The sequence below is a fragment of the Nostoc punctiforme PCC 73102 genome (assembly GCF_000020025.1).
Taxonomy (GTDB): Bacteria; Cyanobacteriota; Cyanobacteriia; order Cyanobacteriales; family Nostocaceae; genus Nostoc; species Nostoc punctiforme.
Genome location: NC_010628.1, coordinates 2432285 through 2447425, shown reverse-complemented (window position 1 = coordinate 2447425; position 15141 = coordinate 2432285). Strand labels below are relative to the sequence as shown.

The 15141-nt window shown below is 40.1% G+C and carries 10 protein-coding genes and 5 pseudogenes; 11 read left to right on the top strand and 4 right to left on the bottom strand.

What is annotated here, in order from left to right:
• Positions 1 to 35 precede the first annotated feature (35 nt).
• From NPUN_RS39990 to NPUN_RS10120, 8 genes and pseudogenes are all read left to right on the top strand, one after another.
• A pseudogene (locus tag NPUN_RS39990) lies at positions 36 to 1203 on the top strand (IS630 family transposase).
• A gap of 20 nt (positions 1204 to 1223) precedes the next feature.
• Positions 1224 to 1535: pseudogene (locus tag NPUN_RS10145) on the top strand (ISAs1 family transposase); the annotation flags it as partial.
• Positions 1536 to 1709: 174 nt separating this feature from the next.
• Positions 1710 to 2243: a helix-turn-helix domain-containing protein gene (locus NPUN_RS43095; RefSeq protein WP_234711034.1), complete on the top strand. Its 534-nt coding sequence runs from the start codon at positions 1710 to 1712 to the stop codon at positions 2241 to 2243.
• Positions 2210 to 2605: a transposase family protein gene (locus NPUN_RS43090; RefSeq protein WP_336884921.1), complete on the top strand. Its 396-nt coding sequence runs from the start codon at positions 2210 to 2212 to the stop codon at positions 2603 to 2605. The genes NPUN_RS43095 and NPUN_RS43090 overlap by 34 nt, the downstream gene beginning before the upstream one ends.
• A 301-nt stretch (positions 2606 to 2906) precedes the next feature.
• A complete protein-coding gene (locus NPUN_RS10135) occupies positions 2907 to 4628 on the top strand; it encodes a LysM peptidoglycan-binding domain-containing protein (protein ID WP_012408653.1) in 1722 nt (573 codons plus the stop codon).
• 171 nt (positions 4629 to 4799) lie between these two features.
• A complete protein-coding gene (locus tag NPUN_RS10130; protein WP_012408652.1) occupies positions 4800 to 5702 on the top strand; it encodes a LysM peptidoglycan-binding domain-containing protein in 903 nt (300 codons plus the stop codon).
• 278 nt (positions 5703 to 5980) lie between these two features.
• The gene (locus NPUN_RS10125) at positions 5981 to 6463 is read left to right on the top strand and encodes a hypothetical protein (RefSeq protein ID WP_012408651.1); all 483 of its coding nucleotides are present in this window, start codon (positions 5981 to 5983) and stop codon (positions 6461 to 6463) included.
• A 312-nt stretch (positions 6464 to 6775) separates the two neighbouring features.
• Positions 6776 to 7210: a hypothetical protein gene (locus NPUN_RS10120; RefSeq protein ID WP_052304573.1), complete on the top strand. Its 435-nt coding sequence runs from the start codon at positions 6776 to 6778 to the stop codon at positions 7208 to 7210.
• A gap of 58 nt (positions 7211 to 7268) precedes the next feature.
• On the opposite strand, the pseudogene NPUN_RS39985 reads toward NPUN_RS10120, so the two are convergent.
• Together NPUN_RS39985 and NPUN_RS38250 are read right to left on the bottom strand one after the other, a co-directional pair.
• Positions 7269 to 8436, bottom strand: a pseudogene (locus tag NPUN_RS39985) (IS630 family transposase).
• A gap of 76 nt (positions 8437 to 8512) precedes the next feature.
• Positions 8513 to 10027 (bottom strand): annotated as a pseudogene (locus tag NPUN_RS38250) (IS5 family transposase).
• 322 nt (positions 10028 to 10349) lie between these two features.
• On the opposite strand from NPUN_RS38250, the gene NPUN_RS10095 reads away from it, so the two are divergent.
• Positions 10350 to 10541 (top strand): hypothetical protein, encoded by a 192-nt coding sequence (locus tag NPUN_RS10095; RefSeq protein WP_148220286.1) that lies wholly within the window; start codon positions 10350 to 10352, stop codon positions 10539 to 10541.
• A 219-nt stretch (positions 10542 to 10760) separates the two neighbouring features.
• On the opposite strand, the pseudogene NPUN_RS38745 reads toward NPUN_RS10095, so the two are convergent.
• Positions 10761 to 12225, bottom strand: a pseudogene (locus NPUN_RS38745) (ISLre2-like element ISCst1 family transposase).
• Between the two features lie 328 nt (positions 12226 to 12553).
• Positions 12554 to 12859, bottom strand: coding sequence for an MFS transporter (locus NPUN_RS40550; protein WP_012408647.1), 306 nt, complete (start codon positions 12857 to 12859; stop codon positions 12554 to 12556).
• A 397-nt stretch (positions 12860 to 13256) separates the two neighbouring features.
• Between NPUN_RS40550 and NPUN_RS10075 the strand changes: the two genes are divergently transcribed.
• Together NPUN_RS10075 and NPUN_RS10070 are read left to right on the top strand one after the other, a co-directional pair.
• Entirely contained in the window at positions 13257 to 14018 is a 762-nt protein-coding gene (locus NPUN_RS10075; protein ID WP_148220284.1) for a DUF6748 domain-containing protein, read from the top strand.
• Positions 14019 to 14305: 287 nt separating this feature from the next.
• Entirely contained in the window at positions 14306 to 14956 is a 651-nt protein-coding gene (locus tag NPUN_RS10070) for a hypothetical protein (RefSeq protein ID WP_012408645.1), read from the top strand.
• Positions 14957 to 15141 lie beyond the last annotated feature (185 nt).

The window sequence follows — 15141 nt, the reverse complement described above, 5'->3', positions numbered from 1 at the left end:
TCTAATTGGTAAAATAGCCAAAAACGGGGTGTAACATGGCAAAAAAGTACATTGTTGACTTGAATGAAGATGAAGTTTCCCAACTGCAATCGATAATTAAGAAAGGTAAGCATAAGGCAAGAACCATAAGCCGTGCAAACATTCTTTTGATGGCTTCCGAAGGAGAAACGGATCAAGCGATCGCTAGCATAGTTAGAGCGCATGTTGCAACAGTGCAACGAATACGAGAAAAATTTGTCATTGGAGGGTTAGATTTTGCTTTAAAGGATGAAGTTCATCCACCAAAACATAAAAAATTAGATGAAAAGCAAGAAGCATTTTTGATTGCAACAGCTTGTTCTAATCCGCCAGAAGGAAGAGTGCGTTGGACAATGCAATTATTAGCAGATCATTTAGTGAACGTTGGTATCATAGATTCAATCTCAGATGAAACAGTACGTCAAACTTTAAAAAAAATGAAATTAAGCCTTTGGTTGAAAGAACAATGGTGTATTCCTGAAGTTAACGCAGAATATGTTTTCCGAAGGAAGATGTGCTGGATTTATACAATGAGCCTTATGATCCTAAACGCCCTGTAGTCTGCTTTGATGAACGTCCATACCAATTAGTAGAAGAAGTAAGACTTCCTTTGCCACCACAGCCAGAGCAACCTGAACGTTATGATTTTGAGTATAAACGTAACGGGACAGTAAATTTATTCGCATGTTTTCAACCCTTGGCTGGATGGCGGCATATCGAAGTTACAGAACGTCGAACTAAAGCCGATTTTGCTAAACAAATGAAAAATTTAGTAGATGTTTCCTACCGAGATGCCGATGTTATTCGTTTAGTAGTTGATAACTTGAATATTCATACACCCAATGCATTATATGAAGTTTTTCCACCAGAAGAAGCACGTCGAATTATTCAAAAGTTAGAGTTTCACTATACTCCTAAACACGCTTCTTGGTGAGCCAGTGCGTTGGGCGGGTTCCCCGACTTGAAGCAACTGGCGAACCCGAAGGGCTGAATCAGGTAGAAATCGAATTATCTGTTTTATCTCGCCAATGTTTAGAACGGCGTATTCCTAATGCAGAAACATTAACTTCTGAGATTGCCGCTTGGGAGAAAAAACGTAATCAGCAAAAAGCTAGTGTTTATTGGGGTTTTCAAACCAAAGATGCTCGCCGAAAAATGGAGCGTTTATATCCAAATTTAACATAGCAAAGTTAGCTTGGCAGACTACTAGTTTGGAGAGTGATGCTTGTAGACTGGGGCAGTTTATCCGCCTCCATTGGGGCGTTGAAAATGGATTGCATTGGACTCTAGATGTGACTTTTAGCGAAGATGCTTGCCGTGTTCGTACAGGACATGCGCCGCAAAACCTTGCCTTACTACGATGCATTGCTCTTAATGCTTTGAATCGAGAACCATCTTTGAAACGCAGTAATCGCCAAAAATCGAATCGAGCCGCAATGGATAATAATTATATGTTTACTATTCTTGCTGCTTGTTTATCCCAACATCATGATATCTCTAAACCTGCTTGTCAATAGCATTTGAGACGCGCTTACCCTGGTAAAACTGCTTACCTTAGTGTTATTCAGGATGGGCAGCTTGTTTGGAAGTAGAATTGCTCAAAATCAAGTAAGTTCTAAATGACACACAGGGTAGTGATTTATTAGACTTGTCGGGAAATAAGAGAGAATAGACAGCAGTGGTAGGGAAGAATGATGCTGAATATTGAAGGTGCGCTGAAGCAAGACCGACTGTTGAGGGCATTAACTGGGTTGAACCGGAAAGCATTTGATGCCCTTTTGCCCACGTTTACCACGATGTACCTAGATACTCAACAGGCCAAGCCTCGTCAACGTGGCCTGGGTGGAGGACGCAAAGCCCGCTTACTTACAGCCCAAGACAAATTGTTTTTCATCCTTTTCTATTTCAAATGTTATCCGACCTTCGATGTGGCGGGACTGCTCTTTGATATGCATCGCTCCCAGGCACATGAGTGGATGCATCGATTGCAGCCAATATTAGAAGCGGCTTTGGGACAGAAGATGGCGCTGCCGGAACGCCATCTCGAAAGCATTGAAGCATTTTTGTCACGCTTTCCAGGAGTGCAACGAGTGATGATTGATGGGACAGAACGCCCAATTGCGCGACCTCAAGAAAGAGACAACAACAACAGAATTACTCCGGTAAAAAGAAACGTCATACGCGTAAACACTTGGCGGCAGTTGATGAAACCAAACGGGTCTTGATCTTAAGCAAAGCACGAGAAGGCAAACTGCATGACAAACGTTTTCATGACGAAGATGACATTGCAGGTAGTGTGCCTGATGAAATTCCGATTGAAGTAGACTCGGGCTTTCAGGGATTACAGAAGCAGTATGACAATCTCCATCTTCCTCACAAAAAGCCCAAAGGGGGCAAGTTAAGTGACCTTCAAAAAACGGAGAATCGTCAATTGAGTCAATCCCGTGTAGTTTGCGAAAATGCCTTTGCTGGTGTGAAGCGCTACAACGCCGCCAGTGTCATTTATCGTAATCGGATTGAAAACTTTGATGACCATTTGATGCTGACCGCAGCAGGATTATGGAACTTCTACTTGATGGCTGCTTAAGAGAATCCCAATTACAAGACCAGCATTGCCTCACTTATCTTTTATTTCCCGACAACTCTATTAACAATCACACTCATAAATTCACTTTCCAAAATTGGAAAAATAATTTCCAGCCTTGACGATGTAAATCTACTCAAATCTATTTACTCTAAAAGTATGCAATTGAACCAAACATCTAATACCTGGATGTAGCTGAAATTTAACTCACTATCTTAACTGCTGAGTTGATTACTGCCTGAAAAGTATTTTGCGTACAAACTCAAGTTTTATCAACAAAACCATACTCAATATATGTAAAACTATGACTTGTAAAATCGGTAGTTCATACAAAATAAAATCAGGTGATACGCTTTTTATCATTGCTGAACGGGAGTTAGGTGATGGCGATCACTGGCGTGAAATCTTGAATCCTAACGGCATTCCCTTCACGGAAAAGGAAGCTGAGAATTTGCAAACGGGTCAGGAAATCTGCATTCCTAATGGCTCTGTACCACCGACGGGTGAGTGGCAATCAAAGCGCGTCTTCTTTGGCAGTAATGGTAAACTAACTTACACCTCGGATAAAGAGCAAAACCGGATTCCCGACTATAGCTATGCGGGGTACCGTTATGGTGAAGTCAAATTGCCCAATGTTCCTGAAGTTTCAAGCATCTCACCGATTTCGGGTGATAATACTGCACACATTCAAAAAGCACTGGATGCTGTGGCGACACGCCAACCTGATGCTAATGGATTTCGTGGTGCTTTGGTACTAAAGCCGGGAGTTTACGAACTTCGCAGTACAATTCAAATTAAAGCGAGTGGGGTTGTATTGCGTGGTTCTGGTGATGGGAGCGATCGCACTCAAGACACAATTCTAGTTGCCAAGGTAGTTGACAAGCCTATCGTCCAAGGGAAACAAGATAGACCAACGGATAAGTCAGTTGTAATTCTGGGTACTAATAATCCAGCCCCTTGGAAATCAGGAGACGAAACCAAGATTACAGATGATTTCGTTCAAGTTGGTTCGCTGAAATTCAATGTCGAGAATGCTTCACTATTTAAGACTGGCGATGCCATTATCATTAAGCATCCCTCTACGCAGAAGTGGATTGATGCGCTTGACGGTGGTGGTGTGGGTGAGGTTGACGACCCTGACAAAAACCCCTGGAAACCAGGCAAAGTAGACATTGTGTATTATCGACGGGTCGATCGCGTGGAAGGAAACAAGATTATACTTGACGCACCGATTTACAATCATCTCGATCGCAAGTTGTCACAATCTATCGTCTGCAAGATTAACAGCAGTGAAGTCTTGACAAATGTGGGGCTTGAGAATCTACGCATCGAAATTGATAAAGGCGGCGAAGACGAAAAATCCCTGTGGAGTGCTGTTAGCGTTATCGGTGCAGAAGATGCCTGGGTGCGTAATCTCACCGCCCTGCACTTTGGATTCTCTGGTGTGTACACAGAAGGAGCATTGAGGGTAACGGTGACAGATGTCAAGGCATTCGACCCAATTGCCATTCGCACGGGCGGACGTATGTACAATTTCAACACCGAAAAGCACAGTCAACTCATCTTATTCCAGAACTGTGAGGCGACAAACGGCCGCCATAACTTTATCTCTAACGGTACGAGTAGCGCTTCTGGAATTGTCTTCCACAAATGCAAGTCGAAAGGCTTAGGCTCTAACTCCGCAGATAACTCCGACAGTGAAGGACATCGACTCTGGACTCAAGCCATGCTCTTCGATAGCATCGATGAGAACAGTCCTGATACTGGAAGCATCGCTTTGATTAATCGCGGCAATTTCGGCAGTGGTCACGGTTGGGCGGCAGCACACTCCACTATTTGGAACTACAACGGCACAATAATTGTGCAGAAACCACCAACGGCGCAGAACTACGCGGTGTCTTCAACAGGTAAAGTGCAGAAAAAGTTCAAATTCTCAGGTGCAATTGGAAACGTGGAAGGCGAAAAGGGCAAGCTTTCTCCAGCGTCTCTCTACGAAGCGCAACTTAAAGAAAGGCTCCAGCACTAGCGAAGACTTTATCTGCAAGGCGTAATTCGTAATTCGTAATTATCTTTTGGCATGGGTTTAGACATTTCCAATAGGTGGTTTATTTACGCCATGCTGTAACGCCAATAAAGTTTGCAACTAGTTAGTTGTACCAAAAATATCCACAAAAATAGAACTAAGTTGAGGTAATTTATGTCTTGTAAAATCGGTAGTTCCTACACCATAAAACCTAATGACACGCTCTTTGAAATTGCAGCACGAGAATTAGGAGATGGCGATCGCTGGCGGGAAATCATGAATCCTAATGGTATTCCCTTCACCGAAGAAGAAGCTGAGAATTTGCAAACTGGTCAGGAAATCTGCTTGCCTAAAATTGACGAACCCCCTACGCAAGAAGTACCTGGCGTTGAGTTCTTTCCGCCTGGCACGCTAAACCAGCTGAACACCCTGACTGGCTTGGATGCACAGCAACTCACAAACATCCTTGGCATGATCAACGGGCCAGAACAGGCTAATAGCAAGTGGTGGCAGACAGTCGATGAAGAAATTATCTACGGTTATGCAGAGGACATTGAAGACGGTCGCGGCGTAACTATCGGCATCTATGGTGCTACGACAGGCAAGGGCTACAATGACGCAGATGTTATTTGGAAGAATTACGGTCAGGACTATAGCAATCTCCCTGTAGACGAAATCATCGAAAAAGTCCATGCGATCGCCAACGACCAGAAATGGTGGAAGGCTCAGTGGGATGCCTACATCTCCACCTACTGGCAGCCGACGCTGAAACTGCTCAAGTCGAAGAATTACATGAAAGCGCTGACGATTGGCGTACTCATAGATACAGCCATGAACGCTGGTATGGAAGACGACAATTCTGAGAATTGGGGGGTTGAACACCTTTTCACAGAGGCGAGCGACGACACAGACAATGAGGAAGATTTCGTGGATAGGTTCATGGAATTACGTCTTCAGTTCCCCACGCGCGATAGCGGCGACATGGAAGAGCGAATCGGTGCTTGGCAAAAGTTGTTGCGCGATCGCAAGTGGGATATGCGCGTAGACTTGAAAAATTACGTCTATATCCCGCAGTGAACTGCAAAAATAAGTGCATACAAAAACGTTTTTTGCATCAAGATAAAACCATTCCTGATGTGTAACCTATCTGACCGTTTAATTTATCAACTTACTTCAATATTTTGGGTAATGATGAGCTGCTTAAAAAAGCACTACGATATGCTCGCTCCTAATTTCTAAAAGTGCTTTTGTCTGTATAATTAACACTTAGTTAGACATCCTCAACTGTGCGATCGCCTGTTGGAGCGATCGCACAAATTATCTGAAATAACTAAACCTCAGCCATCAATACTAACATGCTCAAACTATTGCCCAAATTTTCAATTGCGATCGTCCCTCCAGGGTGGGCGTTTTGTGTCAGCGCCATTACAACTGCTGCTCTTACCACTGCTGTAATCGCAACAAGCCAAGCCCAAAACTCTACTGTTAGCTATGACTTCACAATCAATGTGACCAAAGGATCGCTAGTAGGCAAATCGTTCAATGGCAGCTTCAGCTACGACAACTCGACCTTGAAAGGCATTGGAATTGAAGAGTTGGGAGTTACTCAAGGATTAAAGACTTGTTTTAACTATCTTGGACGCAACTATAGCGAGAGTGACGATCGCGACTATCCTACCTTCCCGAAACTAGTTTTTGAAAATGGCAAAATCAAACAACTAGACTTTTGGGTACAGCCAGAAAAGCGTGTTGTCTGGTGGAATTTACCGGGATGGGAAGTTAAGTATTCCCAGCGTCAAGCTTCTGCCCCTGCTGTTCAAGATTGCCAAAAACGCTAAAGCGATCGCTGTATCAGTCAAAAAGGTTGCAGAAAGAAATTAGGAGTAAAGTATCTGCAACTCTCACAAAAATCTTCACCACTTTACCAATAATTGTCAGCTATATGCAATGAAGAGATGAAACTCCAAAATTACAATCATCTCTATATATATCAAGCAAATTCAAAATTCAGCGCCCGCCGCTAGCTCAAGTCAGTGCAGGGTGAATATGATTACAAAACACAGTTATGTCTTTTTTAAATTGGAAAATCGGCTTCGAGATAGAACTGATGTCACCTAGAGGACGCAGCAGACAGGACTTAGCAGAGTTAATTGCTACAATATGATGCAAAAGTGCGTCGTGTTTTTCATCCCCAATCTGAACTAAGCCAGGTTCCAGGAACTCCCTTATTTCAAAATCTTACTTTGGGATTTGACGTGCTTGATAAACACGAATATTTGATTGCTCGATGTGTAGATGACCTAACCCTTCTTGAAAACCTAGACAAAACTGCAAAACCTAAGCCAGGATGGTATTGGATTGTCAGTGATGATAGCAGACTGCTGCAACTAGTAGAAAGCCAAGCTGATGCTGCTGATTCGATCGCCGATGTTCTCCAGCCAATTGCTAGTTTATTTTCTACCAATCTGGAAGCAGGGCTAGGCGGAATGGTACGTATTGCCGATCGCACAGGCAATCCAATTGCGATCGCTGCACCACTACCGGGTGAGAGAGAACGTCCTTGTGAGTTAATTAGGGCTTGCTGAAAAAGTCATAAAAAAGCAATTCTTTTGGGTTGACTAGTAGTCTGCCAAGCTAACTTTGCTATGTTAAATTTGGATATAAACGCTCCATTTTTCGGCGAGCATCTTTGGTTTGAAAACCCCAATAAACACTAGCTTTTTGCTGATTACGTTTTTTCTCCCAAGCGGCAATCTCAGAAGTTAATGTTTCTGCATTAGGAATACGCCGTTCTAAACATTGGCGAGATAAAACAGATAATTCGATTTCTACCTGATTCAGCCCTTCGGGTTCGCCAGTTGCTTCAAGTCGGGGAACCCGCCCAACGCACTGGCTCACCAAGAAGCGTGTTTAGGAGTATAGTGAAACTCTAACTTTTGAATAATTCGACGTGCTTCTTCTGGTGGAAAAACTTCATATAATGCATTGGGTGTATGAATATTCAAGTTATCAACTACTAAACGAATAACATCGGCATCTCGGTAGGAAACATCTACTAAATTTTTCATTTGTTTAGCAAAATCGGCTTTAGTTCGACGTTCTGTAACTTCGATATGCCGCCATCCAGCCAAGGGTTGAAAACATGCGAATAAATTTACTGTCCCGTTACGTTTATACTCAAAATCATAACGTTCAGGTTGCTCTGGCTGTGGTGGCAAAGGAAGTCTTACTTCTTCTACTAATTGGTATGGACGTTCATCAAAGCAGACTACAGGGCGTTTAGGATCATAAGGCTCATTGTATAAATCCAGCACATCTTCCATTCGGAAAACATATTCTGCGTTAACTTCAGGAATACACCATTGTTCTTTCAACCAAGGCTTAATTTCATTTTTTTTAAAGTTTGACGTACTGTTTCATCTGAGATTGAATCTATGATACCAACGTTCACTAAATGATCTGCTAATAATTGCATTGTCCAACGCACTCTTCCTTCTGGCGGATTAGAACAAGCTGTTGCAATCAAAAATGCTTCTTGCTTTTCATCTAATTTTTTATGTTTTGGTGGATGAACTTCATCCTTTAAAGCAAAATCTAACCCTCCAATGACAAATTTTTCTCGTATTCGTTGCACTGTTGCAACATGCGCTCTAACTATGCTAGCGATCGCTTGATCCGTTTCTCCTTCGGAAGCCATCAAAAGAATGTTTGCACGGCTTATGGTTCTTGCCTTATGCTTACCTTTCTTAATTATCGATTGCAGTTGGGAAACTTCATCTTCATTCAAGTCAACAATGTACTTTTTTGCCATGTTACACCCCGTTTTTGGCTATTTTACCAATTAGAGGTTTTACTTAGCAAAGTTACCTTGGTACACTACTAGTTATTTAAGCAAGGTCAAAGATAAGTTTTTGTTGCCTATAGCTAGCAAAATCATAATGCTTGGTTATGTCAATCGCTAAAAAATGTCTATTTTTCCAAAATAGACATAAAAAGGCACAAAAAAACCGTGACAGGTGAGTAGAAAGATTCATGACTAAAAAAGTAATAGCAATCACAGTTAGAGTTGTATGAGGAAGTTTCGCCATTACTCTACTCAAGCTAAATCTTCTTTTAGCTTGTCCAAATTTGCCTTCAATACAATTACGAATCCTCTCATCTTGTAAAGCTTGCTTCTTTTTTTCTTTACTCACATTTTTTGGCGGTCTTCCTAAAGGAACTCCACTGATTCTAATACCTCTTTCTTTGCACCAAGATCGGTTTTCTCGCTTTGCGATAAATTTTATCAACATGAACAGATTCTGGATAATATCCAGTGTAGTTTTTAAAGGATTCTATTTGTGTTTTTAAGTCTCCTGATTCATTAAAGTTATCCCATCTAATATGGTCTAAAAATGCATATCCATCAAAGTAACTAGCAGATAGTTTAGCGCCAAATTCCACGGCTTTACCCGCTTTTCCTCGGACAATTGGACGGATATGTGGTTGGCTTAAACTTACAATACGGTCATCAATGCTCTGCTTTTTATTTTCATACAGCCATAGTTGTTGACGATATACTTCTGCGACTACCAGCAACATCTTATATTGTCTATTAGTTAAACTTTTTAGAGATGCTCCTGCTACAATTAGCTGGTCAATATAGGATAAGTTTCTTTTAATATATTGGAGTTGTTTTTTAATCGCTTTTCTCCTCTCTTTTTGAGATACACGACGTTTTTTAGCTACTTCTAAGTAGTCTTTCCTAGCTATTTCTCGGTAAGTCCTTGGTTTTTTCTCTAATATTCCCTTTATCTGTTCATAAAGCAAGTCAATTATTCTTTCTGTCTGTTTTCTCGCTTGATTTAATAGGTTTAAATCTGTTGGATAGCTGATATCACTAGGCACACAAGTCGCATCTAATATTAATTTCCCTCGATTTCTTAGCGTATTACCTTGTTCTGCTGCTTTTTCTGTCGATAGCGCAGCGTTAGCGAGTTCGCGAGCGTCTTCTGTTTTTTTTCGGTGTCAATAGAAGATGCTAACTCTAGCATCTTCTTAACCATTTCTTGATTCACATTATTGACTAGTTCTGCACTGATTCTTTCTCGAAAATGTACTAACATGGATGCGTCAAATGGAGTTTTGTTACTATAAGATGACATCCCTATAAAGTACTGTAAATAAGGATTCTCCTTGATTTGCTCTACTGTTTCCCTGTCGCTTATACTTAGTTTCTCTTTAATTATTAATGCACCTAACGCCATCCGAAATGACTTTGCTGGTGCCCCTATCTCTGCGGAGAATCCGGCAGAATATTCCGACTCAAATTCTGTCCAGGGTATTAAATCGGCCATAATTATCCAACGATTATCTGATGATAACTTTCCCTCAAATGGAAGCTCAAAACTTTCTGCTGGAATTGGAGTTGATTCTTCTTTTCAGTACATAGTTAATAATGATACACTATGCTGCGACGAACCACTGTGATGCAAGGATTTTGGGCTATTTTACCTTCTTGTCTTGCACCTGAATATACTTCTTTGGTCTGAGAATCTAGAGACTGCAACCTTTTCTTTTTTTTCAGCAAGCCCTAAATACTCCCACAGGAGAGATAGAAATACTTTTTTATTAGTTAAATTTCCGGCTAGCGAATCAAGCTTTGCAACTAGATAAATCAAGTTACCTTGTTCGGTCATTCTCAATTTTCAAACTAAAAACTGTTCATATTTTTCATAACTAACTATGATGCGTTTAATCAAATTTCTAGCACTTATCCTACTCGGTTTACTCTCAACCACAATTTTCAACTTCAGCAATGCCGTAATTGCTGCACCTAAAGTTTCTCAAGACAACAGGCTGACTTTTGTAGCTACTAAGCAAGGCCCGAAGTATGAAAGTAATATGCGAGCAATGCGGTTTTGTCAGATTGCGTAAAAAGTAAGCGATTGCAAAAATCAAATCTAAGTAAGAAGTGACTTTATTTACTAAATATGTGCTGCTAGCCACGAGAATTCATCTTGATGAGATATCTCAAAAAGATAAATAGCAAGTCGTTTGACGATTGTTACCAAAAATATCTACAATCAGTCTTTTATATTTAGTGTTAATTAAATCAAATAAGAAGTTGAGAGTAGAACTAAAGTATAAAATTTATCAAGCAGTTTTTGGTTTAATAAAGGAATTAAAGATATAACCACAAAAATTATCCCAATTTTTAGCTATCCATTGACAACGCAGATGTAACATAATTTCTGCATTTTCTTTCAACCAGAATTTACTGTTTCCCTTGATTCTTAAGTTGACAGCTTGGCGGATTAAACTTTCAATCGCGCCACTGCCAAGAGGGAGGTTTTTATTTATTGCTTTATCATAATTTAAACGCCCTTTACGATAAGCATCTAAAATATAATTTCGCTTAACGACCATAATCTTACACCGCTCTCCGGTAGCTACAGCAATCAACTCATCCATTTGGCTGATTAAAATTTTGGCTTTACCTTTTTTTAAACTCTTTCTAACTTTTACAAACCACTCTTTAGACTCTACTTCTTCATTAAAAGCCGCGTCTGCAAATACTTTTAAATTTTCCGTAACATGATAAAAATCGAATAGCTGATAAGTTTCAACTGGGCATCCTAATCTTGCCAAAAGTGGGGGAATATGTATCCAGATCCACTCTGCTCCATCCCCGATTAATAAGACTTGTTCTGCTTGACTAATTCCCAAGTCAACTAAATCCGCTTCTAAAATCTCTAAAAGCGCTTTATATCCTTCATAAGTGCCATCATTCGTAATAGGAATTTCAGAAGTATTTATTTTTTTACCTTGCTCATCAACAACATAAATTGTGAATAACTTTGGCTCAACCCATTTGCCAATAAACCCGTGTCACTTAGTTTTGGAGTTTTTTCTCCCCTTTTTATTAATTCGGATTTTACTCCGACCACCATCTACGGCTTTTGACTTCTCTTTGGTCTTTAAGAATATTACCTTCAGCTAAATTCCCTAATTGGCGATTTAAGATTTTAGATTGGCGTAAGTTGATCCCAATTTGACCAAATTTATATGTTAAACGTTCAATTCGTTTTAAGCTAAGGTTAATTCCCCAACCCATCAAAGTTGTACAAGCGGCTTCAAATGAGCTAGTAATTGCACCGTATTGGGCAACTGTTGACCATACTAATGGGGTTAAGCCGGATGACATTCCCAACCACTTTAATAAGGGACAGAATCCTTGAATTGCTATTTTATTTGTGGTCTGGTTTGTTGACTTTTTCTTTACCATATATGGTAAATTTAAATTAATTAAAACGTTTCCAACTGTTAATATTTGTCGCTTTCTATAACCGTGATTTTGCATATTGCCATCCCACCAGCCTTTTGTTTTATTCATAGCTGTTTGATTAGCTGACTGAGATTGTGAAAGGTTATACAACAAAATAGCAATACATTGACCAGCTAAAATAAGTGCAAGTTCTCTAATTCCTCTTTCTCTTTCTTCAACAATTTTTCCATTCAATTCCGTGATGTTTGTCAATTCTAAATGTTTTGTTACCTGCGAAGAAAAGTTTGATAATGATTTACTCAAATCTAAAGTTGCACATATATTTTTTTCTATTAAGGTAGATAATCCCTGTCTCGAAATTATTACTCAAAGGAAATCCTAGCTTGTTTTGGGTCAAAAAAGAGAGTTTTGCAAGTTGTAACTCAAACTCATCTTTCCTCTTTAAGCGTTAATACGGTTTAAAAAATATAAATTTATTCTTACTACTGATAAAATGATTTAGCGATAGCACCCATGCATGGGCAATAGTGCAAATGCAGCTCCCAAGTAGCCCAGGCAGCTCAAAAAACTAAGTAGTACAAAACCTGTTGTTAGCAGTGCTCCTGCTAGGGGTGGTCCAATGAAATCGTTAGCGATAGTTCTGACTCCCTCAGCCAGTCCATTAGTTCAATCTAAGTCTTGAGCGCTTCACCACTGCTGGGACAATTGCCATCCCTGCCGTATCCGCGAGTGTCTCACTTGCACCCAGCCCAAAAGCGATCGCATACAAAGTCCAGATAGTTAGATCTTCAGTAGTTGCCGCTAGTGCAAGCAGTACCATTGCTACCGCTCGTGCTATGTTGGCCCAAACCATCAACCATTTCCTGTCTCTGCGATCTGAAATAATGCCCCCAGGTAGGGCGAAAATCGGCCAACTTAGCGTCAAGACTGCGCTCAACGCCGCCACATGACTTGGATCGGAAGTCAACCTTACAGCTACAATCAGTAGACCGAAAAGTTTGACGATCGCTCCGTGATGAATAGGTGTATCAGTAGATGGCTGTGTTTAGGGTTCGGACAATCAGAGCAATTACTAACTTCAGGTCGCTCGTGACTTCATCCTAGAACACCTTAAACAAAAGGTGGGCTTGAATGCACATAGATAGTTTTCTGTCAATTCGTAAGTTCTAGAGTCCTTAAAATTCCTTTAAGGTTTCCTGTAAGGTTTTTTAACCTATTGTCAGTAGTGTAAGAGTTATAGTATTCCAACTTACCTTATCAACTACGAGTTTGTATATAGGTAATTTTGGCAGTTTTTGCTAAAAATGTTGTCAACTCTGCTCTTAACAAAAGTATTGAATCCTCAAATAAAATCTAAAGTTACCATGAACAAACAATCATTGAACTACAAAGCCTCAATTATTCCTCTATTAGGTGCAATAATAGTCACCAACGCATTTTTCTCCAAAGTATGGGCGCAAAATATTTCTGCTCCAGAGACTACTGATTCTGTTGCCGCCACTGTCAAAAACCAAAAGTTTCCACAGTGGGGATATTACACGATACGGAGAGATTTTCGCAGATGTGCTTCTCCAATATGCGGTGGATATTTTATCAAACAAGTCAACTTGAAAGCGACTCCTTGCTTAGATGGTGTTTTTCGCTCCGAATGTTATGTGTCTGCAATTGATTGGAGTTCTCTGAAAGTTTCACCTTACCAACTGGTAAAAATTCAAAATGATGATGGTAGCCGTGTGATTCTCAGAGGTAGCATCGTTCCAGTAACATTTCCTCTCTTCGGTGAGTTTGGGAATTTGAGAGTAAAAGAAGCCTTCTATGCCGCGACAAATGCCCCAGCAAATGGTACTTTTGTGGCACTAAAAGACAATGGCATTCGTTGCATCACAACTCCTTGCTTCTCCACAGATAATCTGGTTCTAAATAAGCCGAAGATTTCTCCAGTTTCGTCAATCGATTTGAGTCAAACGGGTGCAACACAAAAACAACTTGACGCAGCAACAAGCGAAATTTTTGGTCTAGGTTTGATTGCTGTAGGTAAAACTGAGGTAGTAGAAAACGTAGATCCAACCAAGAGAGGTACTCTGTTTGTAGGTACGCAGTTTTATCTGAGAGTGGAACCAAAGTAAAAGTAGAACCAAAGTAAAAGAATTTTAGCTCAGATAAAATAATTCCCAAAATAGACAAGCGGTGTAGAAGCGATGACTTTGAGAATGCAATCAGCCTTGAGGAGGGTTTCAGTACTTCCCGTGAAAAGTCAGATGGGGTAAGGGTTATAAAGAATTATAACTTTGTTTTAAATGAAATACTTACAGAATAAGGCTTTCAAGGATTTTGAGCCAGGTTTTCCATAAAAATAACCGAAAAACCCTGAAAAGATTGTATTGTTATTATTCATTACATCAACATCGTCGCTATGAAAAATCTGTTGCCATTGTTATTGAGTGTTATTTTATTAAGTAGCACATCAAGTTGTAATAAAACTAATACCCAGACTGACAATACTTCTAGTAGCAATAAAACTGCGCTTCCTGAAGGCACATCTAGTCAACCAAATAATCAACAAATATCTGTACCTGCTGGAACAAGTTTTGAGACTGTTCTTCAACAAGAGATATCTACGAGTAAAAGCCAAAATAATGACCGCTTTGTTTTAGAAATCAAGAATTCCTCAACCGGAGTTAATAAAGTTCTTCAAGAAGGTCAAATACAGGGACACCTGGAAGATGTAGTCAAAGCTGCTAAAGGAAAAAAAGCAAGTTTACATTTAGTTTTTGATGATATTTCGCTTAAAAATGGTTCATCTTATCCCATTGATGCAACTTTAGTAAACACCAAGTTAGAAACAAAAACCAAAGGTAAGTTCATTCAAAATACAGGGATTATTTTAGGTGGTACAATTGCAGGTCATTTTCTTGGTAATCAAGCCAAGTTCAAGCATGGTGGGCTCGCAGGTGGTGCAGCTGCGGCTGCTTTTGTTTTGTCTAGCCCTGGTGGAGAAGTTGCCCTTAAAAAAGGTACAAATATTAAACTTCAATTGAAATCTGCTATTAGCACTACTCAATAGATCATCAGCTATGGCACAGTTGATAACTTGAAACTCTTCCTATGACTGGGTAGAGGGGTATAAGGTTTTAAACTGGGAGCTACATTTATTGATTAACTGATTCCACACGATTGGAGCAAAATCAATCGGACAAATCCAATCACCAGTGTCAGCAGACATCCACTCTTGAACCGAAGTAATAGACT